The sequence below is a fragment of the Thermococcus prieurii genome (genome assembly GCF_054657655.1).
This window is the reverse complement of the sequence record NZ_BAAHYH010000002.1, coordinates 1,078,725-1,103,779: the sequence shown is the minus strand read 5'-3', so window position 1 is coordinate 1,103,779 and position 25,055 is coordinate 1,078,725. Positions and strand designations below refer to the sequence as shown.

The following is a 25,055-nucleotide window of genomic DNA, read 5'->3' as shown; positions in this document are numbered from 1 at the left end:
AGAACATTGAATGATGCTATAAAAACATGCGATGAAGCTTTGAAAGTAATAACACCTACAGAAAGACAGCTTTATTCAGATATTTTGTTAATCAAAGCAAATGCACTAGTCAGACTTTCTGAACACTCCAGTAATGCAGTGAAAAATTTAAAGGAAGCCATAAAACTATGTGATGAAATCCTGACAACAATAGATTTTTCCTTACCAGTATACTATCTGGCATTAGGAACTAAAGGAAATGCACACCTCTTTCTGGCTCGATTATCAATTGATCCTGAGTTTAATTTGAATAGTGCGATTGAGGCATACACCCGAGCTATTGAGGGGCTAGCAAAACTCCAAACTGCCCCATACGGCATTGTTCAAATATTAATGAACAGGGCAGTGGCTTATAGTGTTCTAGCATTATATGCTAAAGATAACTACGTGCCATATTTAAAAAGATCTCTGGAAGACTATGATGTTGTTATTAAGAGTCTATCTAACAATGTAAAAAGCCAAAGTTATAATAGAGCGTTAGTCAATAAGGCATTAGTTTTGATAAGGTTGGCAGAATCTTCCCCAGATTCTCACACATTGTTAGTTAAGTCCATTGAGCTTTGCAATCGTGCGTTAAAAAATCTGCTCCCTACTTCGCAAAATTATGGAAGAGCTCTTCTATGTAAAGCTGAAGCATTGTTTAAACTGGGAAAAATCTCAGAAGCAGAAAAGGTGTATGCTTCAGCTATTGAAGTATTTAAAAATGCTGAAAACTGGCTTGGGTTAGTAGGGGCAAACTCTGAAATCGGGGATATCTATTACAAAAAAAGGGAACTTTAAACAGGCATTTGCCTACTATAAAGAAGCGATAGAATTAGTAGAAAAAGTAAGGTCGAATATTATGTCTCCTCAAGAGCGTGCGGGATTTCATGGGATGTACATTGAGGTATATCAAAAAATGGTTTCTACATGTATTAAACTTGAGAAGTATCAAAAAGCATTTGAATACGCCGAAAGGGCCAGATCGAGAGTTTTTGCTGAGATGTTATCGGAAAAAATACCTGAGAATAAGACAATTAGCAACACTATCTTGTCTCCCAATTTGCTAAAAGATCCCTCCGAGTCTATTCTTTATTACTTTGTTGCATATAGTGATGAAATTGTTGGGCTATTAATAAATCAGGGACAAATAAAAAGTGCCAAGTCTCTTGGCAATCTACATGAGATACGAAGTGATATACGAACAATACTGGAGAACTCAAAAGACATAGAGGGGCTTCCAGAAAACTCGATAAATGCACTATATAATATTTACCAAAAGCTTATTCAGCCTTTTGAGTCCCACTTAATGGAAGACATTATTATAATTCCACATAGAGAACTTCATTATATCCCCTTCGCGGCATTGTGGGATGGGAAATTGTACTTAATTGAAAAGCATAGTATAAAACTTGCTCCCTCTGCTACTTCGTTGAAACTCTTGAAAACTAGAGAATATCCCAATAAGAAGGCACTAATACTCGGCAACCCTACGACGGATTTAGAATGGGCCGAAGATGAGGCAAAAATTGTGGAAAAAATTCTCAAAGAGAAACAGACTTATGAGGATGTTGTGATTCTTCTTAGAGAGGATGCAACAACAAATAATCTAAAAAAAGAAATTAATACTGCAAATCTAGTTCACTATAGTGGGCATGCATTCTTTGATTGGGCTCAACCTGAGAATTCCGGGCTAATATTAAATGACGGAGTATTTACCATAAAGGACATTGCAGAGTTACATATCCCAGCCAATCTAGTAGTTTTATCTGCTTGTGAAACGGGACTTGCTAAAATTTCACCGGGAGATGAGCTAGAAGGGCTAGTTAGGGCTATCCAGCTAGCTGGAACCCGATATGTAATTGCAACACTTTGGCCTGTCAATGATTATATTGCGAGAAAGATTTTTGAAATATTTTATCTAGAAAAAGGAAGCATTGCGGAGAAACTAAAAAGCAGTCAAGAAAAGATAATCAAACTTTATAAGGAGAATATTGGTGAAAAGAGTTTCTGGTATTGGGCACCGTTTCAGATTTATGGAGGGTGACTTACACTCTATGGTAGTATGCACTCGGGCGGAACGCGCTCGACGATTCTCACGTTCTTTCCGGCTTTGTAAACCCTCAAGCCCCTTCTCCTCAGGCAGTCTGCATCTATGATGAGCAGGACCACATCTTTTCCGTGCCTTCTGCCCGTTTCAAGGGCCTCGCTTTTACTCGTCGTTAGGTGAACGAACTGCCTTTTCATCGGCTTGAGCCCTTCTCTCAGGATTCTATCGAGATTCTTCCTTGGCGTGCCGTGGTAGAGAACCCTTGATTCGGTGTCCTTCTCGTGGTCGAGGTCAACTTTGAAGCTGTGACCATAGCGGGCGCGGATTTTATCGTCCCTTATCTCGTAGCGCCCCTTGGAGTCCCTCTCAACTATCTCCCTCACGGACTCCTCTGTAACGCCTGGATAAACCGTTTGGAGGGCTTTAACGAGCTCGTCCAGCGGGATGAAGCCCTCCTCATCTGGCTTTAGCCCGAACTCTTCCGGCGAGTGCCTGAGAATGTATGCCATGAGCTTGCTGACCTTCACGCGGTTCATCGGTTGGGAAATAGAAAGGGGGTAGAAAAGCGTTTCTCACGCCCTGTACGATGCCGGAACGTGAACGGGCTTTTTGACGTTGATGTCCTTAACGACGAACTCGTCGTAGACGTGGCCCACCTCGTGGACCTCGACGGGCGTTCCCGTCGGTTGCACCGTTCTGAGCGTCATTTCTATTCTGTATGCCATTCTGCCCCCGACGAAGGTTCCGTTCCTGAACCTCAGCTCGAGAATCCCGTTCGTGACGTTCAGGCTGACGTTGGTGTTTGAGCCCAGGAAGGCAGAGGCTATGGCCTCGAGGTCCTCCTTTGTGATTGGGTAGTAGAGCAGTTCAGTGCCGTTGGCGTAGCTGACGTTGGAGGGCTTCCTCTTGAGGTACTTCATGGCGAACGACACTGTGTTGTACTCCCAGGTAAAGTTCAGTATCTTCGAAACGTTCAGCTTCGACGTCGCGTTGGTGAGCTTAATCCAGCTCCCGCTTGCGAAGATGTATATGTCGTTGCCCTTCACAATCTGGCGGGTGAATACTGAAGCCCCGCCCGGGAATGTAACCGTGGTTATGTTGATGGAAGCTTCCCTGTCCTTCAGGTCCACGTAGCCGGCCTTCCGGTAGATGATGGTTATGTTCTCGCTCTGCGTGAGGTTGCCGACGGCCAGGTTCATCGTGAGCTTGAGGCTGGTGTTCTCAAAGTAGGTGAACTGCTCTATCTCCTTCATTTTCTCCAGAAGTTCCTCGGTTGTGTAGAGCTTTGGTCCCGACGCTACTGGGGTCGTCGTTCCTGTATGGCTCCCTGAGGTGACGTTTGAAGCGCCGGGGGACCCGGTTGAAACGCACCCCGAAACGAAGGCCACCAAGATAACGGAGACCAAAACGAGTGCGAGCTTTCTCATGGTTATCACCCTTTCTGTACCCTAAGGGGATACCTTTAACTTGTAGCACTTTGGAGAGCCACTGGTTGGTACAACTTCCACACTTTAAAAATTTCCTCTTGTGCGTGGGATATCAAAAAGAAAAGAGGTCACCTGAACCTCCTCAGCGCCATCTCCGCCGCGACGCTTATCGGGTCAATCGTCGGGCTTATCGGCGGGGCGTAGGCTGTCTCAAGGTAAACGATATCTTCTACCGTCGCTCCCTTCTGAGCTAAGGCCGAGAGCGTCATTATCCTTCCCCAGACCCTCTCACCGCCGACTATCTGCGCGCCGACAAGCTTCCTGTCGGACTTCCTGAAGAGGACCTTGACCGTTATTGGCTTTCCTCCGGGGTAGTACTCGGGCTTTGTTGAGCCTTTGAACTTGCCAACCGCCACCTCGATTCCCTCTTTCTTCGCCCTCTCCTCAGTGATGCCGAAGGTGCCTATCTCGAGGCCGAAGAGCTCTGTTATCGCTGTATTGAAGACGGGCCTGAAGGAGACGTCCTTTCCCGCTATGTGCTCCGCCGCCACTTTTGCCATTCTAACCGCGCTCGTTCCGAGCTGGCTGAGCGTTCTTTCCCCGGTTACAGCATCTATCACCTCGGCGCAGTCGCCTATCGCGTAGATGTCCGGGTCGCTCGTCTGAAGGTGCTCGTTGACCACTATTCCCCTGTTAACCTCAAGCCCTGCCTCCTTTGCGAGGTCCGTGTTGGCCCTGACGCCGGTCGCGACGAGAACCAAATCAGCTGGAACCTCCTCGTCGCCTATCCTAACCGCCTCGACGGGACTGCCGATTATCTCGCTAACACCAACGCCGAAGCGGAAGGAGACGCCGTTGGCTTCCATCTCCTTCTGGACGAGCTTCGCGGTGTCTTTGTCGAGCATCGTCGGCATGAGCCTGTCCATAAGCTCGACGACGAGAACCTCCATGCCGAGCTTTGCAAACGCTTCAGCCCCTTCAAGGCCGATTAGGCCAGCGCCGATGACAACTGCCCTCTTCGGCTTTCTCTCGGCGATGTAAGCTTTAATCCTCCTCACGTCGTCGAGGCTCTTGAGGGTGAAGACGCCCTCGTCCTGAACCCCTTTAATCGGCGGAACGAAAGCTTTGGAGCCGACGGCAAGGACGAGCTTGTCGTAGGGAACCTCGCCCTTGTCGGTGATTACGACCTTTCTCTCGCGGTCAATTGCCTTTGCCTCGGTGTTGAGCATGAGCTTTATCTTCTGCTTTTCGTAGAACTCGTTCGGGAAGACGATGACATCTTCGGGCTTCTCTATCGTCCCGCTGATGACGTGGGGCAAAGCGCAGGGCGAGTACTGCATCGTGCCTTCCTTCCCGATGACAACTATTTCCGCCTTCCTGTCGAGCTTCCTCATAAAGAGGGCGAAGTTGCTCCCGGCTGTTCCAGAACCGATAACGACGATTTTCATGAGCACCACCAGCTTGAGAAGGGCGGGGAGGTATAAAAAGTTGGCTTTGGAAAGGGCGTTGCCTTTTCAAAAAGAATGCGCTGGGGAGGAGACAAACGTCAAGGTTTCCCGTCAGCGCATCCACTTCCTCGCTATCACCGCGACGATGAGGGCCATGAAGACGGCTCCTGTTAAGGCTTCGATTGCGCTGAGGGCTTTGAGCCAGCCGGCTGTGTGTATTTCGTCTTCCAAAGTTCAAATACAATCGTACCAAAAACTAATAGGATTGAACATATAATCCACTTGAAGGCAAGATCTCCCAGTGCGAGGAACAATGGCAGAGTTACCATACCAACCCCGGAGTTTACCAATGAGATCATTGAAATAGCCGAAGCTCGTATCTCAGAAGGGATTACAGAGTTCCTCATGTGGGCGATAAAGACGTAGTATGAACCGATTAATATCTCAAAGATAAACAGAAGCACTAATATTAACATTGCAGTAGGTTTAGTTGGATTTAATTTTAGCAGTAGGGCTATGGTTGATGTAATGACGGTGCCACCAATTAGGAACATCTTTATCCCCTTAATTTCACTGGAGGCCTTTCTTGCAAGGTAACTACCTAGGGCCATAAAGGTCATTAGCAAGAAATACACAAACCCAAGGAGGCTTTCATATATACCCACATCCCTCAGGGTTATCGGCCATATTACAAAGAACACTGAGAGCATTAAGGATACTAAAAGAATAATCAGCACCAGCATAGAAAATCTGATGTCCCTAAACATTCTTAGATTTTTTAATAGAATTGTTCTGCTGTCATGATTGCCCCTGTTATCTTGCAGTAAAAATAACATTGCTGGAGAAAGAACACCCAGGACACCGGAGAGTAACAGTGGCCATTTCAGACCCATATATTTGACAGAAATCCCAGCTAATATTGATGCGATCACCCCGCCAATGTTCTTCAGTGTTCCCATATTGGAGAACAGCTTTTTCATGTTAGTCTTACCAAAAGTATCCACTGCCCATGCCTCTAGGGAACCAGAGATGAAAGCCATTCCCGCACCTCCAAGTAGGGCGGAGAGAATTACAATGTAAACCTTGGGTGTTCCAAAAATCACCAGTACAAGCATACTCATTCCAAGCAAAAATGAACCCAACATTGTTGATTTAAGCCTTCCAACCTTATCTGCCAGCACCCCGGATGGGTACTCCAGCAGAAGATTGGAAACCCTGTTCAATGAGTATGCCAAACCAATCCAAGGTAGAGCGACGTACGTGTTAAGATACAGTATGAAATAGGGTCCCGGTAGGTACATGGAGACGGAGAGTAGAAAATAGAACAAAAGAAAGATCAGTTGTCCATTTGAACCTCCTCTATGTGCGGGCATAGAGGGTCCTCCCTGTTGATCGTACCGTAAAACGCATATGAGTTGTATGCACATCCACCTTTGCAGATGTTGAAAAATTGGCATTTTGAACAGTTTGTACTTTCTAAGGTGATCACCCTCTTGCTCCTGAAAGTATTTAGCACCTCCGAGTTCACCCAGAGGTCATAGAAATCCTGTTTAATGAGGTTCCCAGCTATGAACTCCTTATGGCCTAGAAACAGTGAACATGGGTATACATTCCCTGAATTGTCCACATGGAGAATCGTTCTTCCTGCGGCACAGACTCCTGCTAAATTTAGTTCCTTTAGCGTGCTAAAAGAGTCTGGATGTTTTTCCCAGGTAAATGTATACCCGAAGTCATCCAACATTACCTTGAACGTGTCTGTGGAGTACTTCTCAACAAGACGCTCCAGTTGGTATTGTATCTTTTGGACCTCATGCTTATTGATACCATATGTTTCAAAGACCTTTGAAGCCCTTCCTGCTGGGGTAAACACCATGAAATGTATTCCATCGGCCCCAAGATCTTTACTGAACTTGATAATTTCTTCCAATCTATTCATGTTGTGCCTGTGGATAACAGTCCCTATTATAAATGGAATTTCGGTCTTGTTAATCTTATTGATGAAGTCTACAGTTTGCTCCCATGCACCAGGTGTTCCTCTGAATTCGTTATGGCCCTCGCTGTCCACATCATCGAGGCTTATAAAAAGACCACCAACCTCTCTAACCTTGGACAGGAGATTAATAACATCCTCGCGGAATATGGTTCCGTTCGTCAGCACAGTGAAGTTGAGTTTTGTTGAGAGGTAAATGTACTTGATTATCCTGTCCAGTTCGGGGTGAAGGAAAGGTTCTCCTCCAGTAATGGCCAGATGGGTGACTCCTACTGAATCTAATTTTGACAATATCCTAACGAGATCCATAAAGCTGGCATGTTTCCCGCGGTGCAAGGCACTTGCATAACAGTGTTGGCATGATAGATTGCATGCGTTGGTCACATCCACTGACACATCATACGGAGCTGAAAGACTAAACACTGGAGTTTTGGATGGTGTTATTATTCTAGTGTCCACTGTGTCCATTGAGCCGAGCGAGACTTCGAAGATCTCTTTCATCATGTCTGATGGCTCCTCGAGAAATCCTGAAACAACTTCCTCTACAGGGGTACTATCCGGACTTGAGCACCTTCTCTTAAGTGAACATACGCTCCAAATGGCTCCTCTCTAATGGTCACATTATACTTCACCATATCAAAGCACCTCCTTGTGTTTGAGAGTATAAAAATCAAAAATAAAAAAGGTAACTTTAGAGTCCAACTGAATCATGGCTGTTCCAGTGGTAGCACCCGGCATTTGTCAGTTTTTTTATCTTCAGCTTCCGTTTCATTTGGGTCACCTCCGTATGTTTGTGTTGTGTGCATTAATTAATACTGGCTATTAAAATTTAAATATTTTGTAAACCTTAAGTTAATAATAAAAAGTTTAAGAGTTTGTAATATGATTTATTGATATTAAAATTTAAGAAACTCCGCCGGCGTCAGGATTAGAAACTCGTGCCCGTTTAATACGAATCTCCTTTCCTCATCCCTCAGCTTCAGCGCGTGCTTCTTGTCCAGACTTATCAGGAAGCCTGCCTTGGCTGAATATACAACGTCAAACAGCTTGTTGTCGTCCGGGTCGGGCGAGACTTCAAACCTCACTGCCGGGTTCACAACGATGGACGAGGCTCGGAAAACCCTGTAAACCCAGAGCGCATAAACCCTGCTTTCAAGATATCTGAGAACCTTCCCGCTCGTCAGCTTAAAGCGTAGCTCCTCGAGTATGGCCTCAGAGGTGTAGGAGAGAACCTTCCTCCCAACAACCAAATCCATAACCTTCCCGGAGCTTCCGAAGGGGTTTATAGCGGCCGTTATGACGACATTGGTGTCTAAGACGACCTTGCGCGCTTCCATTCCTCGTCCACTTCCTCGAGGAGCTTTTCAAGTTCTTCCTCCGGCGGAATCCTCCGCTCCCTCGCGAGGAGCTTGTAGGCCTCCCACAGCTCCTCTGGGGACTCGTAGTGGAGCAGGAAGAACCTCACGGCTTCCTTAATGAGCTCGCTCCGGCTTGAGAACTCGCCCTTTTCGACGAGCTCGTCAATCTGCCTCATAAGACCCGAAGGAAAGCGGACCGACACCTTGTCCGTTGCGGACATTCAACCACCGTAGGACAATAGTCGGACAAAATATATAAGGGTTGCGAAGGTTCAGCGATACGCCCTTTCGCGAGGTTCAACTTTCAAGATAACAACGGTATCCTCATCCCAGCGGACGGTGTAGAGAACCCTGTAATTACCGAGTCTAACGCGGTAGGCCCTTTCAGAACTGCGCATCTTCTTGACGTCGAAACTTTCAACAGGGACAAGGTTGGTTTTCAGTGTCTCAACGAGTTCCGCAAAACGCTTTAAGTGAGCCGGCGGAAGACTTCTTATCTCTTTCTCGGCTCTTTTGCCAATGATCACCTTGAAGCTCATAGGCCAAGCTCCTTCTTCAGCTCTTCCCAGTCCTTTCCTCTTTCAAGCGCTTCCCTTTCGAGCGCCTCGATTTCCTCTGGACTCTCACCATCTTCCTCCTCAATTAGCCTCGCCTTGAGCATAAGGAGGGCCTTTTCCATCTCATCTAATCGCTTCTTCATCTCGCGGATATCGTAGAGGAGAACGTTTATCGGGTCGGCTTCCATGCTCCCACCACTTCTGAATAAGCGGGGGAATATAAAAGGGTTAAGTACTGGACTAGATGACACTTCATTCCTCAAACTCTTCGACGAACACTTCCTTTCCGAGGATAGCTGAAATCATAGCGGCATACACGACACCTAAGAATGCTTCGATACTTGCCAGAAGTTTAACGATACCTATTGGATGGAAGTCTCCGTATCCAAGAGTCGTGAATGTAACTGCGCTGAAGTAGAGGTAGTTCAAGATGTTGTTGGCTGTTTTGTTTGTATCTGCTTTAATCCCCCCATAACCAGCTACTTCGATTACACAAAAGAGTACACCAAAAATCAAAATGAGTATCATACTCGAAATAACAGTTCTTCTCCAATTTGTAAGGTACTCACTAGGAAGTTCAAGGAAAATCAACTCGAGATATGCAATAGCTTTCTCTCTAAGACTACCTTTTTTCCTCTGATATCGGTTCAATTCTTTTTTAAATTCAACAGCGAGCCTGGATGCTTCTCTTATTCGGCCTTCCTGTTTTAAGGTCATAATGTAGACTCTCATAAGCTCTTTCTTTGCGTCTATTTCTGTAACTACAACTCTACCCCAGTCTATTTGGACTCCGAGGTAAAATGTTGAACGTTTAAAACTGATATTACCATAATACTTAGCTGTCAACTCTGCTAATCCCTCAAATAGAGACCAATCAAATACAACATCCCCCTTAAATTGAGATTCCAAAAAAGTTGCAGAGTCTCTAAACTTATCGTGTATAAATTCAGCTCGTGTTTCGAACATTGCACTCTTGAACTCTATAGGTTCTAATACTGTACTTTCGTTGAATTGGAGCGTATCTTTGAATGTTGCATTATTAAAGTTTGCTCCCTTCTCAAAAGTGGCAAAGTTGAAGAAAGCTTTCCCAAACTCTGCAAAGTCAAAGAATGCCGTATTTTTAAATATTGATTTTGCAAAGGTAGTCTCGGGATATGAGTAGTTCTTTTTAATTGGGGTTATATTCTTGTTAAGAAAGACACACCACTGGAAATCTGCTCCGTTATCAAATATGGCTCCACCGAAGTTAGCACCTTTTCTAAACTGGCATTTTGAGAAGGTTGTTTTAGAATGAAATTCAGCCTCTTGAAATGTCACTTCTTCATAAAACTGCGCAGAGGGCATGTTAAGTTTTTCGTAGAAAGGCGCATTAGAGTGAAGGACACTTATCACGTCTATGGATGCTCCTGAGAATGTCACATCATCCTGAAATTTTACACTTTTGAAAGAGACTTTATCCCCAAATTTTGCGGAAATAAAAATTGCAAAGCCATTAAATTGTGCTTCCTCAAATGTTGACTCTTTTACGAAAAATGCGTTCATAAACGATGCGCCTTCCATCTTAGCATTTCTAAAATCAACGCCACATCTAAACGTTACTCCGTTAAAACATGCACCGATTCCAAGAGAAGAACACCCTAAAAGTGCAGGTTCATCTGCTCCCAGCACTAAGGTACTATTCTGCAAGTCTTCCTGTTCAAATCTGTAGAATTTTGAGTTAGAAAAATCTGCTTGTTTGCCTGAAAACTTACATCCATCAAATAATGCCCCTTTTTTAAATACAGTACCGGAGAAAGAGACACTTGATTTGAAGACGGCATTTTTGAATGTAACAACGTCCAAGAAAATGGCTTCATCGAACCTTGCGCCAATTTCTATTTCCTTGGGCAGGTCATTGCGTTGGAGCAAGATTCTACCAAGAGGGATGTTCTGAAGAGCTTTGACAGTATCATGTGTCTCTCCTCCAAATATCGCACCTTTGAACGAAATTGGGCCCTCAAAAACTGCTTCATAAAATATTGTCTCCTTTTTAAATATCGCATTCTCAAATGGGTTTCTGCCCACCCATGTATGTCCTGAATTGTCTGTATGCTCAATGAACCAATTAAAGTCATTTGGTGTTTTCGGAAATACAAATCTTGGAGCAATTATTGGTTTTTCAAAAACCAGCCTCTTTATATTCCTTCCGCCAACCTCAATCTCTTCAACTCGCGCTCCAAACTTCTTCAAAAACATCTCCCAAAACAGTTTGGCTTCTTCAGGCGTTTTATTCTCCTTATAAAAAATCGACTCATCAACAGAGCCATTCGGCGACATGAAGTTATCTTACCCTCAGAGACTATAAAATCTTTTCGAAAAGATTCAGAATAAAATTTTAACGAAAATCTCAAGGCTCCACCACAGTCCCACTGTGCTTTCCTCTCACGACATCGAAGAGGTGATAGGCGTCCTTCTTGCCGACAATGTAAGTCCTTATCCGCCCGCGCTGGATGAACTTCGCCGCTAAGGCATCGACGACACCGCTTCCGCCGGCTTTGCTCTCGGCCTCCATCGCAATCTCGACGAGCCCTTCCGGCGTTATTCTGTCGAGCTTCTTCGCGTTCGGGTTCTTCCTCGGGTCGGAGTCGTAGACGCCGTCCACGTTGGTGACCACCACCAGAAGGTCGGCCTGAAGGTACTCGGCGAGGAGCGCCGAAACGGCATCGGTCGTGTGGCCAGGATGAGTTCCGCCCATTATCGGTATCTTCTTGAGCTGTATGACCTCCCACGCCTTACGGAAGTCCTGAATGACGAAGGGATAGGCCTTCTCGCCGAGCGCCGCTATCAGGAGCATCGCGTTCGCCCTCGTGATGTGGATTCCTATGTAGTCCTTGAAGGTCTCGTTGGGCGTGAAGGTCTTTGCGGCTTCTATGTACTTGCGTGCTACCTTTCCACCGCCAACTACCACCGCTACCTCGTGGTCCTCGCTTATCTTGATGAGCTCGTACGCTACCGCCTTGATGAACTCGACGTCCGGGTCTTCGGGAACGAGAACAGAGCCACCTATGTCGAAGACGATTCTCATGACGACCCTCACGGTGCTAATCGGCTCGATTTATAACCTTTTTCTTGACGGAGGGATGTTAAAAGGGAAAGCTGAAGAAAAAGCTCATCCAATCTGGAACGCCGAGCTTCTCAGCTCTCCGCGCTCGAAGCGGTACGGGTCGTACCACTCCCAGTCGAGAGGTACCTTGGAGCGGCCTTTCGATATTAGCTCCGCCATCGCCTGGGCAACGGCCGGCGCCATCATGAAGCCGTGTCCTGAAAAGCCGGCAGCAATGTAGAAGTTGTCGAGGAGCTTCCCGATTGCCGGGTTGGTGTCGGGCGTCTTCGCGTAGAAGCCGGCCCACTGCCTAACAACGTGGGCGTAGCGGAGCGGAGGGGCGATTCTCACGGCGTAGCGGAGGACCCCGCGCAGGAAGTCGTAGGTCGGTTCAACATCTTCTAAGCTCTTCGCCTCGTGCTCTATTCCAGCACCGCAGATGATTCCGCCGTCCTCGCCGTCCTGAATTATGTAGGCGTCTTCCCACGCTGGCGGGCACACCAAAGGCTCGGCCTGTCCCCGCTCAAGCGGTTCCGTTTTGACGAGCTGGTGCTTGTAGGCCTTAATCGGGACGAGGTCGCGCTTTAAGCCCGTCATCTCGTTGATTAGGGGCGCCCATGCGTTGGAAGCATTTAGGACAGCGTCAACCTTAACGCTCTCAACCTTCCCGTTGCTCCTGAACTTCACGGCGGTTATGGTCTCTCCTTCGCGCTCAAGTCCAACGACCTCCGTGTGCTCGCGCGCGTCAACGCCAAGCTCCCTCGCCCTCCGCAGATAGGCGAAGAGCGTCTTGAAGGGGTTCGCCTTTCCATCGGTAGGGTTCCACGCGCCAGCTAAGAACGGCTCGGTGTTGAGGATTGGCACTATCTCCTTCGCCTCGTCCATGTCGATGAGCCTCGTCGGAACGCCGAAGCGGTTTTGCAGCTTTATGTTGGCCTTGAACGCCTCAACCTCCTCCTCGCTCGTCGCCAAAAACAGGTAGCCGGTCTGGTTGAAGCCTATATCCGCCCCGAGCTCCTCCTCAAGCTTCTCCCACCTCTTAACCGAGTGCTTCATGAGCTTGATGTTCGCCTCATCCGTGAACTGGGCGCGTATTCCAGTGGCACAGCGGAAGGTGGAGCCCGAGCCGAAGTAGTTCTTCTCGAAGAGAACAACCTCCTCGCCGAGCTTGGCCAGCTCGTAGGCCGTGGCGACCCCGATTATTCCGCCTCCGATTACCGCGATTCTACTCATCGGCACCACCCACGATGACCTCTACGCGGACCGGCCGAATCGGAACCCTCGCCTTCGGGAGCGGTATCTCCTCGGGCCTCTTCCCGGTCTTCCTCGCGAGGATTGAGATTATGATTGGAATGCACGTCCTCCCCTGGCACGGCCCCATGCCGACGCGGAGGAGCCTTTTAATTTCCTCGATGTCCGTGACGCCTGAATCTATGAGCCTCTCGACGTCCTCAACCGTTACGTCGTTACAGCGGCAGACGATTTTCTTTCCGGTCATGTCATCCCCTCCGTTCAACCCTAACCGCCCGAACATCCCAGGCCAGCTCAATCGGCACCTCGACAACGATTATCGGCGTGTCGCCCTTGCTCTTCTCCCTCGGGACGATGGTGATTACCTTCCCCTTTCCGACCGGCTCGCCGACCCTGTTGAGGAGAACGACCTCTTTGCCCCTCTCTGGAATGGGAAGGAGCTCGTGGGGCATCGTTATGCGCGCTTTGTCCCCGACGTAGTGCACCATGAAGAACGCCAGACCGGGACAGATTTGGACGCAGAGGGAGCAACCGATGCACTTGTCGTAGTCGACAATCGGCAGGTCGTTAGGGGTGGGCATGTTTATCGCGCCCGTCGGACATATCTCCCTGCACGGGGCGCAGGGTATCTCCTGAGGGCACTCAGGAACTGCGACGGGCCTCTTCCTGAGCCTCTCCTCGCTCGGCTTCGGGATTATCGAGAACAGCTCCTCCGGGGTTATGTATCCCCTCTGAAGGTAGGGTGGTATCTCGCTCATGCTCTCGCCTCCGCGAGTATTTTCCTAATCCCCTCCGCCACGTGCCTGCCGAAGGGCCCGGAGCGGAACTCGTCGAGGTCGCGCTGGGCCTTCTCTATCTCCTCAACCCAGCTCCCGTCCGCTATTCCGAGTCTCAAGGCGGCGGCTATTCCAGCTATCTTGCCCTCGAGCATCGCGGTGGTTGCCTCCTCAATTCCGGCCGAATCCCCCGCAACGAAGATTCCCCGAACGGTCGTCTCCATCCACCCGTCGCGAACCGCCACGTGGCCTCCCAGCTCGCGGACGTACTTTATCTGACAGCCGGCCTGGTGGAGCAGTTCGATGCTGGGCCTCAGACCAACGGCGAGCGCTATGACGTCGACCTCGAAGGTCCTCTCGGTTCCCGGAATCGGCCTCCAGTTCTCGTCGAGCTGGGCCACAACCGCCCTCTCGACCTTTCCTTTTCCCTCCGCGCGCAGGATGGTGTGCCTTGTGAGTATCGGAACTCCAAGGCGCCTGACCTTCGCCGCGTGGACGAAGTAGCCTCCAACTTTGGGCATGGCCTCGACTATCGCCTTCACCTCGACGCCGGCCTGGATGAGCTGGTAGGCGAGGATAAGCCCCACGTTTCCCGCTCCAACGATGAGAACCCTGTCTCCGGGCTTGATGCCGTAGGTGTTCATGAGCGTCTGGATTGCTCCTGCCCCGTAAACCCCGGGTAAATCGTTGTTCTCGAAGGGAATCATCCTCTCCATCGCGCCGGTGGCGACGATAACTGCCCTTCCCCTGAACTCTATCAGTTCGCGCTCCTTTCTGACGGCTAAGACGAGCTTCTCTTCGCCCTCCTGGAAGATGCCAACCGCTGAGGTTTCAAGGAAGGCTTTGACGTTCTCGCTCTTCCTCAGCTCCTCCTCGAGGATTCTCGCGATTTCTACTCCCCTGACTCCCGCGAACTGCTCGCGCTTGCCGAAGAACTTGTGGGTCTGCTTGACGAGCTGGCCGCCGAGGGTGTGGTTCTCGTCTATGAGAACAACCTTCGCTCCAGCCCTCGATGCATGGATTGCCGCCATCAGTCCAGCGGGGCCGCCGCCTACTACAATGATATCCGCTCTAACGACCCTTGCATCTTTGAATTCCGGCGGTTTGGCCTTCGTCGGGAGCCTGGACCTTCCGTGCTGGCGCTTTATCCTCATGCCGTCCTCGACGAGGGTTATGCACGTCCTGACGTTTGGAATCCCGTTGACGACCATCAGGCAGGAGGAGCACTTGCCTATGGCGCAGAAGAGGCCCCTCGGGCGCTTCTCGTTCGGGGAGTAGTTGAGGACCCTGATTCCCGCGGCGTGCAGGGCAGTCGCTATCGTCTCGCCCTCGTAGGCCTTGAGGGGTTTCCCTTCAAAGTATATTGTAACCTCTCTGCCGCGTTCAAACCTGAGAACAGGATGTTCACTGAGGCGCATTAACGGTCACCTATGAATGGATGCTTCGTTTTGTTTATGAAAATTTTTCAACCCGAAGGTTCTTCACCTTTGGTTTTCCCACCTACCAAACCTTTATATATCCGGCTTTGAAACTAACGTTGGCGGCGGGCTAGGCCGGGGGGTTCGGCGTCCCCTGTAACCGGAAACCGCCGATATGCCGGGGCCGAAGCCCGGGGGGCGGTTCCCAAAACCGCGCCCCGAAGCCGGGGTGCAACGATGAGCCCTCGTCCCGGGGGGCCGGCGGTGGGCGAGGTCCGGCTGGAGGGCCGGGCTAACGCCCTTTGCCCGCCGAACCCCGCCAGGCCCGGAAGGGAGCAGCGGTAGGCGGGACGTTCGGCGCTCCCGGGGTAGCGGGGGTGAGGGAGCCCCGGTGGAGGGGCGCGGCGGAGGGTTCCCACCCCCGGGCGTGCCCGCCGCCGCTAAACTTTTGAACGGTTCTATCCAAATCTTAACGGTGGTTTCGATGCACCCGAAGATAGGTTCCCTTCTCGCGAGGTTTCCCCGGGTCGAGCTGATAAAGTGGGAGACTCCTATTCGGTACCTCCCGAAGGTCAGCGAAAGGCTCGGGGTTGACGTCTACGTCAAGCGCGACGACTTGACCGGCTTCGGAATCGGCGGAAACAAGGTCAGGAAGCTTGAGTTCCTCCTCGGTGATGCGATAGCCAGGGGTTGCGACACGGTCATAACAACCGGTGCCGTTCACTCCAACCACGCGTTCGTCACCGCTCTCGCTGCCAAGAGCCTCGGATTAGATGCCGTTCTCGTTCTAAGGGGAAAGGAAGAGCTCAAGGGCAACTACCTCCTCGACAAGATTATGGGAATCGAGACGAGGGTCTACTCCGTAGAGAAGACGAGCGAGCTCTGGCTGCTTGCCCAGGAAGTGGCCGAAGAGCTGAAGAAAGAGGGCAGAAAGCCCTACCTCATTCCCGCAGGTGGGGCCTCCCCGGTTGGAACGCTCGGTTACGTGAGGGCCGTTGGAGAAATCCACGCCCAGATGAAAATGCTCGGCGTTGAGTTCGATTCGGTCGTTGACGCCGTCGGCAGTGGGGGAACTCTGGCAGGCCTGCTCCTTGGCTCGGCCCTCGTGAAGGCCCCCTGGAAGGTCGTCGGCATGGACGTCGGCGGCTTCGTTGAAGGCCTTGGAGAGCGCGTTAAAAGCCTCGCCCTTCAGGCGTCGGAGCTGATGGGCGTTACCGTTGAAGTTCCGGAGCCGGAAATCCACGACTACGGCTTTGGAGCATACGGAAAGATAGTGAAGGAGGTCGCCGAGCTCATAAGGTTCGTCGGCACGAGCGAGGGGATAATCCTCGACCCTGTCTACACCGGAAAGGCCTTCTACGGCCTCATGGAGCTGGCCGAGAGGGGAGAACTCGGCGAAACGGTGCTCTTCATCCACACCGGTGGCTTCCCGGGCGTCTTCCACTACGGCGAGGAGATGCTCGAGCTAATCCAAAAGGCTTAAAGTTCCTCCCCCTTTTTGCCTTTGAGGTGTCAAGATGGCGAGCCTTGAGGTCGAGCTTTTCGGGATGAGGTTCGAGAACCCGCTCATTCTCGCATCGGGAATCAACGACAAGGTTCCGGAGCAGTGGATTCGAGCGCACGAGGAAGGCGCTGGAGGAGTCGTTACGAAATCAATCGGAATCGAGCCGAGGAGAGGTTACGACAACCCCACCATCGTCGAGCTTCCCTACGGCTTGATAAACGCGATGGGCCTGCCGAACCCGGGCTGGAGGGGCTTCCTTGAGATGGTTGAGGGCTACACCTTCGACTTCCCGCTGATAGTCTCGATTTTCGGCGGAACGCCTGAGGAGTTCGCCTTCTTAGCCCAAAAGCTGAGTGACGTTGCCGATGCCTTCGAGCTGAACCTCAGCTGTCCCCACGCGAAGGGCTACGGCATGGAAATCGGTCAGAACCCGGAGAACGTCTACGAGGTGGTGAAAGCCGTCAAGGATGCGACGGATAAACCCGTTATCGCGAAGCTGACGCCGAACACAGACGACATCACGAAGCTCGGCCTGGCGGCTGAGAAAGCCGGTGCAGATGCCGTCTCGGCGATAAACACCCTCAAGGCCGTTGCCATTGACATCTACGCGAGGAAACCAATCCTCAGCAACCGCGTTGGAGGCTACTCCGGGCCCGGCGTTAAGCCCGTCGCGCTCAGAGCTGTTTACGACCTCGCGAGGGTTCTTGAGGTTCCGGTGATAGGCATCGGCGGAATAACCACATGGCAGGACGCCGTTGAGTTCCTCCTCGCTGGTGCATCGGCGCTTCAGATTGGGACTGCAGTCTCGCTTCGGGGCTGGAAGGTCTTCAGGGAAATCAACGAGGGCATCGAAGCCTACCTCGAGAGTGAGGGCTTTTCGAGCGTGGAGGAGATAGTTGGCCTCGCCCTTGAGTGAGGTTTTATTCTGTTTTCCACGCCTTTTTCTGCCAAAAGGGCCTTATAGGAGAAAAGCCTACTATACTATGGTGAACTACTATGCCGGTCACGAAGGTAACCCGGAACTACCAGATAACGATTCCGGCCGAGATTAGAAAAGCTTTGGGCATAAAGCAGGGCGAATACCTCACCGTCGAGCTTAGGGGGGATGAGATAGTCATAAGAAAAGCCGAGGTGGAGTGGCCGAGCATTGACCTCGGCAAGGATTTCACGCCGGAGGAAATCGAGAAGAACGCCGAAAAGATACTTAAGGAGGCGTCCAGATGGGAGGAGTAGCGGTAGTTGACACGAACGTGCTCCTCTACTCGGTTAACAGGAGCTCCGAGAGATACGAAGAGGCGAGGGGCATTATAAATTCCCTGGACAGAATCGTCTTGCCGACAATCGTGGTGTACGAATTTGTGTGGAACCTTGCCGTCGCGGGAGCTTCCCCACAGGAAGCCGAAAGAACGCTCTCCAAAATTCTCCTTAATGAAAGGGTTACCCTCGCGGACGACAGGAGGTACCTACTCTCTGCCTTCGAGCTCTTCGGAAACCTCGGTCTCAAGCACTACAACGACTCCGTAATCCTTGCGATAGCCAAGGAAGTCGGGACCCTCGCGAGCTACGACAAAAAGCTTAGAAACCGTGCAGGGAAAGTTGGAATTAAAGCCATCCCGGAGGTGTTGGAATGAAACGCGCAGTGGTGCTGTTTTCCGGTGGACTCGACTCAACGGCCTGCCTCTACTGGGCGAAGAAGAACTACGGCGAGGTCATAATGCTCGTCATCAACTACGGGAGCAACGAGGAGCGCGTCACGAACAAGGTTGCGGAGTTCTTCTCGAAGGAGCTTGGAGTTCCGCTGAAGATAGTTCGCCTCGACTTCCTCGAGGAGTTCTCCAAGCTTAGGGGAACGACGCTCGTCGGTGGGGAGACGCCGAAGGTAACTGCGGAGGAGCTTGAAGACTTCGAGAGGGCGAAGGAGACGGCCAAAAGCGTCTGGGTTCCAGCAAGGAACGTCGTCCTCATAAGCGTTGCGGCTTCACTGCTCGATGCCCTGGGTGGAGGGGACATAATCGTCGGCTTCAACGCGGAGGAGGGAGCGACCTTCCCGGACAACACGCCCGAGTTCGTTGAGAAGATGAACGAGATGCTAAAGTATGGAACGATGGCCGAGGTGAAAGTCGTCGCCCCGCTCATAAACCTTGACAAAAAAGGTATCGCGAAGCTCCTTAAGGAGCTGGACGCTAAGTACGAGTACTCCAACTCCTGCTACATGCCGAAGGGTTTCACAGAGGACGGGAAGCCGATACACTGCGGTGAATGTGAGAGCTGTGTCCGGAGGCACCGCGGTCTCATTGAGGGCATTGGGGAGGATAAGACCGTTTACGCCGTCGAGCCGAAGATTTGATGTGCATACCTGTTCATTCGCCACCGCAAGATTTATAAATCTCTTCCTTGCCCTTATCTTTGGGCGTGGGGCGGTAGCTCAGCCTGGGAGAGCGCCGGACTGAAGATCCGGGTGTCGGGGGTTCAAATCCCCCTCGCCCCACCACTTTCTGTGCGGTGGTAGTCTAGCCTGGTCTAGGACACCGGCCTTCCAAGCCGGTGACCCGGGTTCAAATCCCGGCCACCGCACCACAGAAACTTTTGCCAAGCAAAAGTTTCATCAAAGTTTGTGATTCTCTTTTGAGTTGCTGTTCTTTGAGTGGATTTCTCATTGATTGCTCCTGTGGAAGGGTGAATTTTTCTAAGGACGTCTTTTAACAAGGGGTTCAAGCCTTTTTGCGCTCCTTTGGAGCGCGGGTAAATGGAACCCGCGTGGAAGGCCCTAATCCAATGAATTCAAACTTCCAACGGCTGGCTTGGTTTTGAAATCCTATTATGTCGGAGCTTTGAAGAAGAATCACGAGCTTTTGGTGAAGCTTTTTCCAAAAGCTTCCTGCGCAAGCGCTGGCGGAAAGTTAAGTACTCTTCTAGAAAGTGCAGGTTTTGAGAGGGGGTCTCTGTTAGATTTGCTCAACTTTTGGTGTTCCACTCTAAGAAGGCGCCCGGAGGACGTTAATAAGAGAACACACTTAAAACAGGAGGGTTTAGAAACAAATCACTCAAAAATGAACCTTTTTTAAAAAAGCATGCCCATTTTTGATGAAACTTTTGCTAAAAGTTTTTCTGCCAATGCTGAAGCTTTTCCAAAAGCTTCACCAAAAGTTAGTAGCTCCTCGCCCAAAGGCTCATGAAATCGATTTTGCTCACAAAATCGCGCTTTTCAAAAAGAACACGCTTAATAAGCTCCCATTAAGGAGTTTATTTTTTCCTTGACGCCTGAAGGGCGTCGATTTAAAGGCAAACCCATTACTCCACAAAGCAACATAAAAAGGTTCTCACACTTAAAACAGCCAACTGAAGAGAAAATCACCCAAAAACTTAACCTTCCAAAAGGAGCTACAAACTTTGATGAAACTTTGCCCACAGCCTTTGGGAAAGGCTGGCGAAAAGAGCGCCCTTCTATCCAAGGAGCAGAAAAATAGTCGTGCACTGGCCGAGTGCAAGTTTAGAGGGCGTTTACCACTAAACAAGGCTTTTCAAGCAGTTCCAACTTTGTTATTGGCGTCCGAAGGACGCCGTTTAAAGAAGGACCCCTTCCCAAAGAGCACGTGAATGAGAAACCCAATCAGAAATGAATACTTCAAAAAAGGCACTTACTCTTCCGCCAGCGCTTCCGTCAGAAAGGGCTGCAATGGTGGGGCCGCCGAGATTTGAACTCGGGTCTCCGGCTCCCGAAGCCGGAAGGATAGACCAAGCTACCCCACGGCCCCATGCCCGCTCTTAAGGACTTCGCAGTGCTTATAAAGTTTACGGACTACTACCCCGGGGTGTGGGGAGTGAAAATCAGCATCATCGTCCCAACGTACAACGAGCGCGATAACCTTCCCGAGCTCTTCGAGAGGATTTCAAAGGCGCTAAAAGACTACGATTATGAGATAATCGTAGTTGACGACGACTCTCCCGACGAAACGTGGAAGCTCGCCGAGGAGCTCTCGAAGGATTATCCCGTTAAGGTAATCAGGAGAACCGACGAGAAGGGCCTATCGTCGGCTGTAATCAGGGGGTTTAAGGAAGCAACAGGCGACGTTTTCGTCGTGATGGATGCGGATTTACAGCACCCTCCCGAAGTCATTCCCGAGCTTCTGAAGGCGATAGAGGAAGGTGCTGACATCGCGATAGCCAGCAGATACGTTCCGGGGGGCGGTGTTAAGAACTGGTACTGGTACAGAAAGCTCATCTCGAAGGGAGCGATAATGCTCGGCCGCCTCGCCCTCCCCAAAATCCGGGATGTTAAAGACCCCATGAGCGGTTTCTTCGTCCTCAGGAGAGAGGTCGTCGAGGGCGTTGAGCTGAACCCGGTTGGCTTCAAAATCCTCATGGAGATTCTAATCAAGGGCAACTACCGGAAGGTCGTCGAGGTTCCCTTTGTCTTCGGCCTGAGGAAGGCCGGCGAGAGCAAGCTGAGCGGGAAGACGATGCTCAACTACCTGAGGCACCTTTACCGGCTCATGCGCTGGGAGGGCGAACTCGACAGGCTGATAAAGTTCTCGCTTGTGGGCCTCTCAGGAGTCCTCGTCAACGAGGGCTTCCTCTGGCTCTTCGTTCACCTCGGCCTCAGCAAGTACGTCGCCAACATCCCCGCAACGGAGCTCGCGATACTCAACAACTTCCTGTGGAACGACCTGTGGACCTTCAGGGACCTCAAGAGAAAGCCCCTGTGGAAGAGACTTGTCAGCTTCCACGTCGCGGCCTTGACCGGCGCCGTTGTCCAGTGGGCAATATACGTGCCCCTCGTGTGGTTCGGCCTGCACTACCTCATAGCCAACCTGATAGGCATCGGTGCCTCTTTCGTCGTTCGCTTCGCCGTCAACAGACACGTCACATGGGGTTGAAATTTCCCCAATGGGTAACCTTTTATACTGGCTTTTTTCTAATCCTCATGGGGTGCGCGGAAAATGTACGTAGGTGAGCTACTCAAGGGATTGGACAGAATGCCAAGTGGTGTTCCTGGGCTCGACAACTTAATCGGCGGCGGCTTCCTGCCGGGCAGGGTCTACCTGATTACTGGACCTCCAGGTAGCGGTAAGACTACCCTTGGAATACAGTTCCTCGTCGAGGGCGCCAACAACGACGAGAAAGGCCTTTTCATATCGCTCTTCGAGACCCAGGACGTTATCCTGCGCGACATGCTCCGCTACAACTTCGGAATCCTCGAGCACTTTCAGTCCAAGCGGATAGCCTTCTACGACCTCGGCGAGATTCTCCTCAGCACGAACCGTGAGCTCACCTGGGACGAGCTTTTCAAGCTCCTCATTGAGATTATCAAGCGCGAGAAGGCCAAGCGCGTTGTCATCGACTCCTTCAGCCTCTTCGAGTCATTCGTCAGTGACCCAGCGGGAAAGAAAAAGGCCCTCGGAAGGTTCGTCAGGCTCCTCCGCTCCCTTGAGGTCACGACCCTTCTCCTCGCCGAGATGCTCAGCTCTGAAAAGTACACCGACGAGTACTACCTTGCCGATGGGGTGATAGTGCTCCACCACTTCATGCGCAACTACCAGATGGTCAGGGCCCTTCAGATACTCAAGATGCGTGGCGTTCCACACGACAGCAACCTGAAGAGGCTTCGCTTCACGACAGACGGAGTAAGGGTCTATCCGGAGGCCCCGCTATGACCGAGGAGAAAAAGAACCTCCTGAAGGAAGCCTATCAGTTCGGTTACTTCGTTGGCTTCAGGGGCCACAGCGAGTGGGCGGAGTGGGTGAGACAGAAGAGAGAGGAAATCTACCGGAAGGCCGAGGAACTCGGCATTTATGAGCTCGTCAAAGATGCCTACAGAAAGGGGAAGGAGCTTGGGAAGAGGGACAGAGAGGAGAAGCTCTACGAAGGACTCGCCGTCAAGGTGGATAAGGAGACTCCCACAAAACCGAGACCTCAGGTTGCTGGACCCTCTGAAACCGGAGAAGGACTCCATAAATCAGGTTCGAGGTCACCAACGACGCCTGAAATGGAGCGCGAGTACGTTGAGTTCCTCAACACGACGAAGCTGGCTTTACCACCCGAACTACTTAACACACTCAAACATCTCGAGCCACCGAAGATGCTCCGGCTCGGGGATTAGCCTTTTATAGTTTCTTCTCCACGTTAATACGGTGGTCTTCATGAAGTTGCCCGACGTCCGGCTCAGTCCGGAGCGCGTTCTGAAGGAGATTTCTGAGATAGCGGAGTTCCACAGGATTCAGGGCTCGAGGGAGCTCGTTGAGAGCGTCGAGATGATTAAGGAGAAGCTCGACGGGCTCGGCATTGAGAACAGGCTTTTACGTTCCACCTACGACGGAAAAACCTGGCACGGAACGCTGGCCTCGCCGATAGCTTGGAATCCAGTTCACGGGGAGCTGTCCTACGGCGAGAGGAAGCTGACGACGGAGGAAAGCCCGCTCCTTATAATGGCCCACTCACCCGAGGGAGAGGCCAGGGCCGAACTCTTGCCGGTTTTCCGCGACGAGGACTGGGAGAAGGCCGAGGGAAAAATCGTCCTTGTTGGGAGGAACTGGAGGGACGCCTATAAAAGGGCCAACGAGGCCGGTGCTAAGGCCTTCATAGCCTACCGCGAGGGAACCGGCGAGTTCTATCCCTACATCGGCCTGTTTCTGACGGAGGACGACCTTGAGTGGGCGAAGATTCCCGCACTGGCAGTTCCGGAGAGCGTGGCAAAAGATATGATTTCAAAATCCCTTAAAGGTGGCCTTGAGGTAAGCGTTTCCATTCAGGTAGAAACCCCTGTGAGGGAAGACCTCCCGATGCTCTACGCTACAATCGGAGAAGCCCCTTACATCGTCTTCTCGGCCCACATCTGCCACCCCAAGCCCGGGGCCAACGACAACGCGAGCGGGAGCGCGATGCTCATAGAACTCGCAAGGAAGCTCAGTGAGGCCTATGATAACTCCTTCCGCTTCGGCTTCGCCTTCCTCTGGATTCCTGAGTACCACGGGACGCAGGCCTTCTTTGAAAGGGTGAAACCTGAGGAATTCTATGCCAACGTAAACCTTGACATGGTCGCGGGAAGTCCTGACAGGAGTGGCTCAACGTTGATGCTCGTTAGAACGCCATTCTCACGCTTCTCCGTCGTTTCCGGCCTGCTCGAACACTTCATCGGGCTGACCAACGGGAAGGGGAAGAGCTTCTCTGGAAGCGAGCTCCCGACGATGGCCTTCAAAGCTTACCCCTACGAGATGGGGAGTGACCACGACATCTTCAACTTCTTCGGCGTCCCCGGAACGATGCCGATAACTTGGCCCGACAGGGTTTATCACTCGAGCGGGGACACCGTTGAGAAGGTCAGCCTTGAGACAATCGCGATAGTTGGCAACGCGGTCCTGGCGATGGCTCTTACTCTGGCAAAGGAGGACAGGGAGAAGCTGAGGCGCTTCGCGAGGGGCTACGCCATGAAGGTCCTCGGAGAGGTCTCGATGAGAACAGAGACCGAGGAGAGCGAGAAGCTCGTCATGAAGGGCCTCGCGAGGGATTCAAAGTTCCTCGGCTTCGAGCTCGGTTATGAGTTTGAGAGCGAACCCTGGCTCGAGTGGAAACTCAGGGGAATCCTCAACGAGAGGCTGATTAGACGGAATGGAGGAGACGCTGAGGAGTTCAAGAGGCTCACAGAGGACAGGAGTGCCTACGCCCAGCTCCACGAACTGCTCATGCTCGCGGAGCTGTTGCCAAAGGAGAGGGCCTTCAAAGCCCTTGAGGAGGAGTACGGCAAAGCGGATAAAGAAAAGCTTGAAAGGCTCGTCGGCGTTCTCGAGGGAGCGAAAATCGTTACTCTTTCCTGAGCTCCCTCTCTATTTCGTTTATCCGTTCGAGTATGTACTTCTTGAGGTTCTCAAGGAGCTCGCTCGGGGAAACGGCGGTGTAGGTGTAGCCGAGCCACCCCTGCTGGATTAGCTCCCTCCTGAGCATTCCCCTTCGGTAAAGACTGAGGACGTGCTCCCGAACGGAGCGCTCGCTTATGCCAAGCTCCTTAACTATCTCGGTAACTCTCATCGGCCTCTTCTTCTCCAGGAGCAAACGGTATATCCTCAGCTCCGTCCTCTTCAGACCCAGCGAGCGGAGCAGAGCTTCGAGCCTCTCGTAGACGTCGCCCATCTCTCTCACCACTATGCTTCTCACCTATGAAGTTTTGTGTTCATACGTGTTA

27 protein-coding genes, 3 tRNA genes and 1 other RNA gene are annotated in these 25,055 nt (G+C 51.2%); 14 read left to right on the top strand and 17 right to left on the bottom strand.

The genetic code is table 11. The features are described from left to right. Positions 1-39 precede the first annotated feature (39 nt). Together ACYQ04_RS09390 and ACYQ04_RS09385 are read left to right on the top strand one after the other, a co-directional pair. A complete protein-coding gene (locus ACYQ04_RS09390; protein WP_460129056.1) occupies positions 40-819 on the top strand; it encodes a tetratricopeptide repeat protein in 780 nt (259 codons plus the stop codon). Positions 820-913: 94 nt separating this feature from the next. After that, complete coding sequence (locus ACYQ04_RS09385) at positions 914-2,065, top strand: CHAT domain-containing protein (RefSeq protein ID WP_460129054.1); 1,152 nt, start codon at positions 914-916, stop codon at positions 2,063-2,065. 8 nt (positions 2,066-2,073) lie between these two features. Here ACYQ04_RS09385 and ACYQ04_RS09380 read toward each other — a convergent pair whose 3' ends face one another. The 15 genes from ACYQ04_RS09380 to ACYQ04_RS09310 all read right to left on the bottom strand — a co-directional run bounded on the left by ACYQ04_RS09380 (position 2,074) and on the right by ACYQ04_RS09310 (position 15,375). Beyond that, positions 2,074-2,604: an RNA 2'-phosphotransferase gene (locus ACYQ04_RS09380; protein WP_460129053.1), complete on the bottom strand. Its 531-nt coding sequence runs from the start codon at positions 2,602-2,604 to the stop codon at positions 2,074-2,076. Positions 2,605-2,640: 36 nt separating this feature from the next. Then, the gene (locus ACYQ04_RS09375) at positions 2,641-3,495 is read right to left on the bottom strand and encodes a hypothetical protein (RefSeq protein WP_460129051.1); all 855 of its coding nucleotides are present in this window, start codon (positions 3,493-3,495) and stop codon (positions 2,641-2,643) included. Between the two features lie 128 nt (positions 3,496-3,623). Further along, entirely contained in the window at positions 3,624-4,943 is a 1,320-nt protein-coding gene (locus ACYQ04_RS09370) for an NAD(P)/FAD-dependent oxidoreductase (RefSeq protein ID WP_460130140.1), read from the bottom strand. A gap of 170 nt (positions 4,944-5,113) precedes the next feature. Further along, entirely contained in the window at positions 5,114-6,316 is a 1,203-nt protein-coding gene (locus ACYQ04_RS09365; protein WP_460129049.1) for an MFS transporter, read from the bottom strand. Further along, positions 6,280-7,437 (bottom strand): radical SAM protein, encoded by a 1,158-nt coding sequence (locus ACYQ04_RS09360; protein WP_460129047.1) that lies wholly within the window; start codon positions 7,435-7,437, stop codon positions 6,280-6,282. The genes ACYQ04_RS09365 and ACYQ04_RS09360 overlap by 37 nt, the downstream gene beginning before the upstream one ends. A gap of 392 nt (positions 7,438-7,829) precedes the next feature. Further along, positions 7,830-8,270, bottom strand: coding sequence for a putative toxin-antitoxin system toxin component, PIN family (locus tag ACYQ04_RS09355; protein ID WP_460129045.1), 441 nt, complete (start codon positions 8,268-8,270; stop codon positions 7,830-7,832). Continuing rightward, positions 8,246-8,512, bottom strand: coding sequence for a ribbon-helix-helix domain-containing protein (locus tag ACYQ04_RS09350; RefSeq protein ID WP_460129043.1), 267 nt, complete (start codon positions 8,510-8,512; stop codon positions 8,246-8,248). The genes ACYQ04_RS09355 and ACYQ04_RS09350 overlap by 25 nt, the downstream gene beginning before the upstream one ends. Before the next feature lie 51 nt (positions 8,513-8,563). Then, entirely contained in the window at positions 8,564-8,830 is a 267-nt protein-coding gene (locus tag ACYQ04_RS09345; RefSeq protein WP_460129041.1) for a type II toxin-antitoxin system RelE family toxin, read from the bottom strand. Next, entirely contained in the window at positions 8,827-9,036 is a 210-nt protein-coding gene (locus ACYQ04_RS09340) for a hypothetical protein (protein ID WP_460129039.1), read from the bottom strand. The genes ACYQ04_RS09345 and ACYQ04_RS09340 overlap by 4 nt, the downstream gene beginning before the upstream one ends. A 64-nt stretch (positions 9,037-9,100) precedes the next feature. Beyond that, complete coding sequence (locus ACYQ04_RS09335; protein WP_460129037.1) at positions 9,101-11,164, bottom strand: pentapeptide repeat-containing protein; 2,064 nt, start codon at positions 11,162-11,164, stop codon at positions 9,101-9,103. Between the two features lie 70 nt (positions 11,165-11,234). Then, the gene (gene pyrH / locus ACYQ04_RS09330) at positions 11,235-11,912 is read right to left on the bottom strand and encodes a UMP kinase (RefSeq protein WP_460130138.1); all 678 of its coding nucleotides are present in this window, start codon (positions 11,910-11,912) and stop codon (positions 11,235-11,237) included. A gap of 84 nt (positions 11,913-11,996) precedes the next feature. Continuing rightward, complete coding sequence (locus ACYQ04_RS09325) at positions 11,997-13,163, bottom strand: NAD(P)/FAD-dependent oxidoreductase (RefSeq protein ID WP_460130136.1); 1,167 nt, start codon at positions 13,161-13,163, stop codon at positions 11,997-11,999. Then, positions 13,156-13,428: a (2Fe-2S)-binding protein gene (locus ACYQ04_RS09320; RefSeq protein ID WP_460129035.1), complete on the bottom strand. Its 273-nt coding sequence runs from the start codon at positions 13,426-13,428 to the stop codon at positions 13,156-13,158. The genes ACYQ04_RS09325 and ACYQ04_RS09320 overlap by 8 nt, the downstream gene beginning before the upstream one ends. A gap of 1 nt (position 13,429) precedes the next feature. Continuing rightward, a complete protein-coding gene (locus tag ACYQ04_RS09315; RefSeq protein ID WP_460129033.1) occupies positions 13,430-13,939 on the bottom strand; it encodes a 4Fe-4S dicluster domain-containing protein in 510 nt (169 codons plus the stop codon). Continuing rightward, positions 13,936-15,375 carry an FAD-dependent oxidoreductase gene (locus ACYQ04_RS09310; RefSeq protein ID WP_460129031.1) on the bottom strand — a complete coding sequence of 480 codons (1,440 nt, stop codon included), beginning with the start codon at positions 15,373-15,375 and terminating at the stop codon, positions 13,936-13,938. The genes ACYQ04_RS09315 and ACYQ04_RS09310 overlap by 4 nt, the downstream gene beginning before the upstream one ends. Positions 15,376-15,498: 123 nt before the next feature. Here ACYQ04_RS09310 and ffs point away from each other — a divergent pair. The 8 genes from ffs (at position 15,499) to ACYQ04_RS09270 (ending at position 19,456) form a co-directional block, all read left to right on the top strand. Next, positions 15,499-15,812, top strand: an RNA gene (gene ffs / locus ACYQ04_RS09305) — signal recognition particle sRNA. Between the two features lie 47 nt (positions 15,813-15,859). Further along, positions 15,860-16,858 carry a pyridoxal-phosphate dependent enzyme gene (locus tag ACYQ04_RS09300; RefSeq protein ID WP_460130134.1) on the top strand — a complete coding sequence of 333 codons (999 nt, stop codon included), beginning with the start codon at positions 15,860-15,862 and terminating at the stop codon, positions 16,856-16,858. 34 nt (positions 16,859-16,892) lie between these two features. Further along, a complete protein-coding gene (locus ACYQ04_RS09295) occupies positions 16,893-17,795 on the top strand; it encodes a dihydroorotate dehydrogenase (protein ID WP_460129029.1) in 903 nt (300 codons plus the stop codon). An 80-nt stretch (positions 17,796-17,875) separates the two neighbouring features. Further along, the gene (locus ACYQ04_RS09290; protein WP_460129027.1) at positions 17,876-18,112 is read left to right on the top strand and encodes an AbrB/MazE/SpoVT family DNA-binding domain-containing protein; all 237 of its coding nucleotides are present in this window, start codon (positions 17,876-17,878) and stop codon (positions 18,110-18,112) included. Further along, the gene (locus ACYQ04_RS09285) at positions 18,100-18,510 is read left to right on the top strand and encodes a PIN domain-containing protein (protein ID WP_460129025.1); all 411 of its coding nucleotides are present in this window, start codon (positions 18,100-18,102) and stop codon (positions 18,508-18,510) included. Before ACYQ04_RS09290 ends, ACYQ04_RS09285 begins: the two co-directional genes overlap by 13 nt. Further along, positions 18,507-19,226 carry a 7-cyano-7-deazaguanine synthase QueC gene (queC, locus tag ACYQ04_RS09280; RefSeq protein ID WP_460129023.1) on the top strand — a complete coding sequence of 240 codons (720 nt, stop codon included), beginning with the start codon at positions 18,507-18,509 and terminating at the stop codon, positions 19,224-19,226. Before ACYQ04_RS09285 ends, queC begins: the two co-directional genes overlap by 4 nt. Before the next feature lie 67 nt (positions 19,227-19,293). Next, positions 19,294-19,370: transfer RNA gene (locus ACYQ04_RS09275), tRNA-Phe, on the top strand. An 8-nt stretch (positions 19,371-19,378) separates the two neighbouring features. After that, positions 19,379-19,456, top strand: a tRNA-Gly gene (locus tag ACYQ04_RS09270). A 1,100-nt stretch (positions 19,457-20,556) separates the two neighbouring features. Here the strand turns inward: ACYQ04_RS09270 and ACYQ04_RS09265 are convergent. After that, positions 20,557-20,634 (bottom strand) — tRNA-Pro (locus ACYQ04_RS09265). Positions 20,635-20,700: 66 nt separating this feature from the next. Between ACYQ04_RS09265 and ACYQ04_RS09260 the strand changes: the two genes are divergently transcribed. The 4 genes from ACYQ04_RS09260 to ACYQ04_RS09245 all read left to right on the top strand — a co-directional run bounded on the left by ACYQ04_RS09260 (position 20,701) and on the right by ACYQ04_RS09245 (position 24,690). Continuing rightward, positions 20,701-21,756, top strand: coding sequence for a glycosyltransferase (locus ACYQ04_RS09260; RefSeq protein ID WP_460129021.1), 1,056 nt, complete (start codon positions 20,701-20,703; stop codon positions 21,754-21,756). Positions 21,757-21,819: 63 nt separating this feature from the next. Next, on the top strand, positions 21,820-22,533 hold the full coding sequence (locus ACYQ04_RS09255) for an RAD55 family ATPase (protein ID WP_460129019.1): 714 nt from the start codon (positions 21,820-21,822) through the stop codon (positions 22,531-22,533). Continuing rightward, positions 22,530-22,979, top strand: a complete 450-nt coding sequence (locus ACYQ04_RS09250) for a hypothetical protein (protein ID WP_460129017.1) — start codon at positions 22,530-22,532, stop codon at positions 22,977-22,979. The genes ACYQ04_RS09255 and ACYQ04_RS09250 overlap by 4 nt, the downstream gene beginning before the upstream one ends. Before the next feature lie 40 nt (positions 22,980-23,019). Next, a complete protein-coding gene (locus tag ACYQ04_RS09245; protein ID WP_460130132.1) occupies positions 23,020-24,690 on the top strand; it encodes a DUF4910 domain-containing protein in 1,671 nt (556 codons plus the stop codon). On the opposite strand, the gene ACYQ04_RS09240 is transcribed toward ACYQ04_RS09245, so the two are convergent. Continuing rightward, a complete protein-coding gene (locus ACYQ04_RS09240; protein ID WP_460130130.1) occupies positions 24,677-25,003 on the bottom strand; it encodes a transcriptional regulator in 327 nt (108 codons plus the stop codon). The two genes, ACYQ04_RS09245 and ACYQ04_RS09240, sit on opposite strands and share 14 nt — an antisense overlap. Between the last annotated feature and the right edge of the window lie 52 nt (positions 25,004-25,055).

Coding starts and splice junctions, on each gene's coding strand:
- ACYQ04_RS09385 (WP_460129054.1), top strand. CDS start 914: ATGTACATTGAGGTATATCAAAAAATGGTTTCTACATGTATTAAACTT.
- ACYQ04_RS09380 (WP_460129053.1), bottom strand. CDS start 2,604: ATGAACCGCGTGAAGGTCAGCAAGCTCATGGCATACATTCTCAGGCAC.
- ACYQ04_RS09375 (WP_460129051.1), bottom strand. CDS start 3,495: ATGAGAAAGCTCGCACTCGTTTTGGTCTCCGTTATCTTGGTGGCCTTC.
- ACYQ04_RS09370 (WP_460130140.1), bottom strand. CDS start 4,943: ATGAAAATCGTCGTTATCGGTTCTGGAACAGCCGGGAGCAACTTCGCC.
- ACYQ04_RS09365 (WP_460129049.1), bottom strand. CDS start 6,316: ATGCCCGCACATAGAGGAGGTTCAAATGGACAACTGATCTTTCTTTTG.
- ACYQ04_RS09360 (WP_460129047.1), bottom strand. CDS start 7,437: ATGATGAAAGAGATCTTCGAAGTCTCGCTCGGCTCAATGGACACAGTG.
- ACYQ04_RS09355 (WP_460129045.1), bottom strand. CDS start 8,270: ATGGAAGCGCGCAAGGTCGTCTTAGACACCAATGTCGTCATAACGGCC.
- ACYQ04_RS09350 (WP_460129043.1), bottom strand. CDS start 8,512: ATGTCCGCAACGGACAAGGTGTCGGTCCGCTTTCCTTCGGGTCTTATG.
- ACYQ04_RS09345 (WP_460129041.1), bottom strand. CDS start 8,830: ATGAGCTTCAAGGTGATCATTGGCAAAAGAGCCGAGAAAGAGATAAGA.
- ACYQ04_RS09340 (WP_460129039.1), bottom strand. CDS start 9,036: ATGGAAGCCGACCCGATAAACGTTCTCCTCTACGATATCCGCGAGATG.
- ACYQ04_RS09335 (WP_460129037.1), bottom strand. CDS start 11,164: ATGTCGCCGAATGGCTCTGTTGATGAGTCGATTTTTTATAAGGAGAAT.
- pyrH (WP_460130138.1), bottom strand. CDS start 11,912: ATGAGAATCGTCTTCGACATAGGTGGCTCTGTTCTCGTTCCCGAAGAC.
- ACYQ04_RS09325 (WP_460130136.1), bottom strand. CDS start 13,163: ATGAGTAGAATCGCGGTAATCGGAGGCGGAATAATCGGGGTCGCCACG.
- ACYQ04_RS09320 (WP_460129035.1), bottom strand. CDS start 13,428: ATGACCGGAAAGAAAATCGTCTGCCGCTGTAACGACGTAACGGTTGAG.
- ACYQ04_RS09315 (WP_460129033.1), bottom strand. CDS start 13,939: ATGAGCGAGATACCACCCTACCTTCAGAGGGGATACATAACCCCGGAG.
- ACYQ04_RS09310 (WP_460129031.1), bottom strand. CDS start 15,375: ATGCGCCTCAGTGAACATCCTGTTCTCAGGTTTGAACGCGGCAGAGAG.
- ACYQ04_RS09300 (WP_460130134.1), top strand. CDS start 15,860: ATGCACCCGAAGATAGGTTCCCTTCTCGCGAGGTTTCCCCGGGTCGAG.
- ACYQ04_RS09295 (WP_460129029.1), top strand. CDS start 16,893: ATGGCGAGCCTTGAGGTCGAGCTTTTCGGGATGAGGTTCGAGAACCCG.
- ACYQ04_RS09290 (WP_460129027.1), top strand. CDS start 17,876: ATGCCGGTCACGAAGGTAACCCGGAACTACCAGATAACGATTCCGGCC.
- ACYQ04_RS09285 (WP_460129025.1), top strand. CDS start 18,100: ATGGGAGGAGTAGCGGTAGTTGACACGAACGTGCTCCTCTACTCGGTT.
- queC (WP_460129023.1), top strand. CDS start 18,507: ATGAAACGCGCAGTGGTGCTGTTTTCCGGTGGACTCGACTCAACGGCC.
- ACYQ04_RS09255 (WP_460129019.1), top strand. CDS start 21,820: ATGTACGTAGGTGAGCTACTCAAGGGATTGGACAGAATGCCAAGTGGT.
- ACYQ04_RS09250 (WP_460129017.1), top strand. CDS start 22,530: ATGACCGAGGAGAAAAAGAACCTCCTGAAGGAAGCCTATCAGTTCGGT.
- ACYQ04_RS09245 (WP_460130132.1), top strand. CDS start 23,020: ATGAAGTTGCCCGACGTCCGGCTCAGTCCGGAGCGCGTTCTGAAGGAG.
- ACYQ04_RS09240 (WP_460130130.1), bottom strand. CDS start 25,003: ATGGGCGACGTCTACGAGAGGCTCGAAGCTCTGCTCCGCTCGCTGGGT.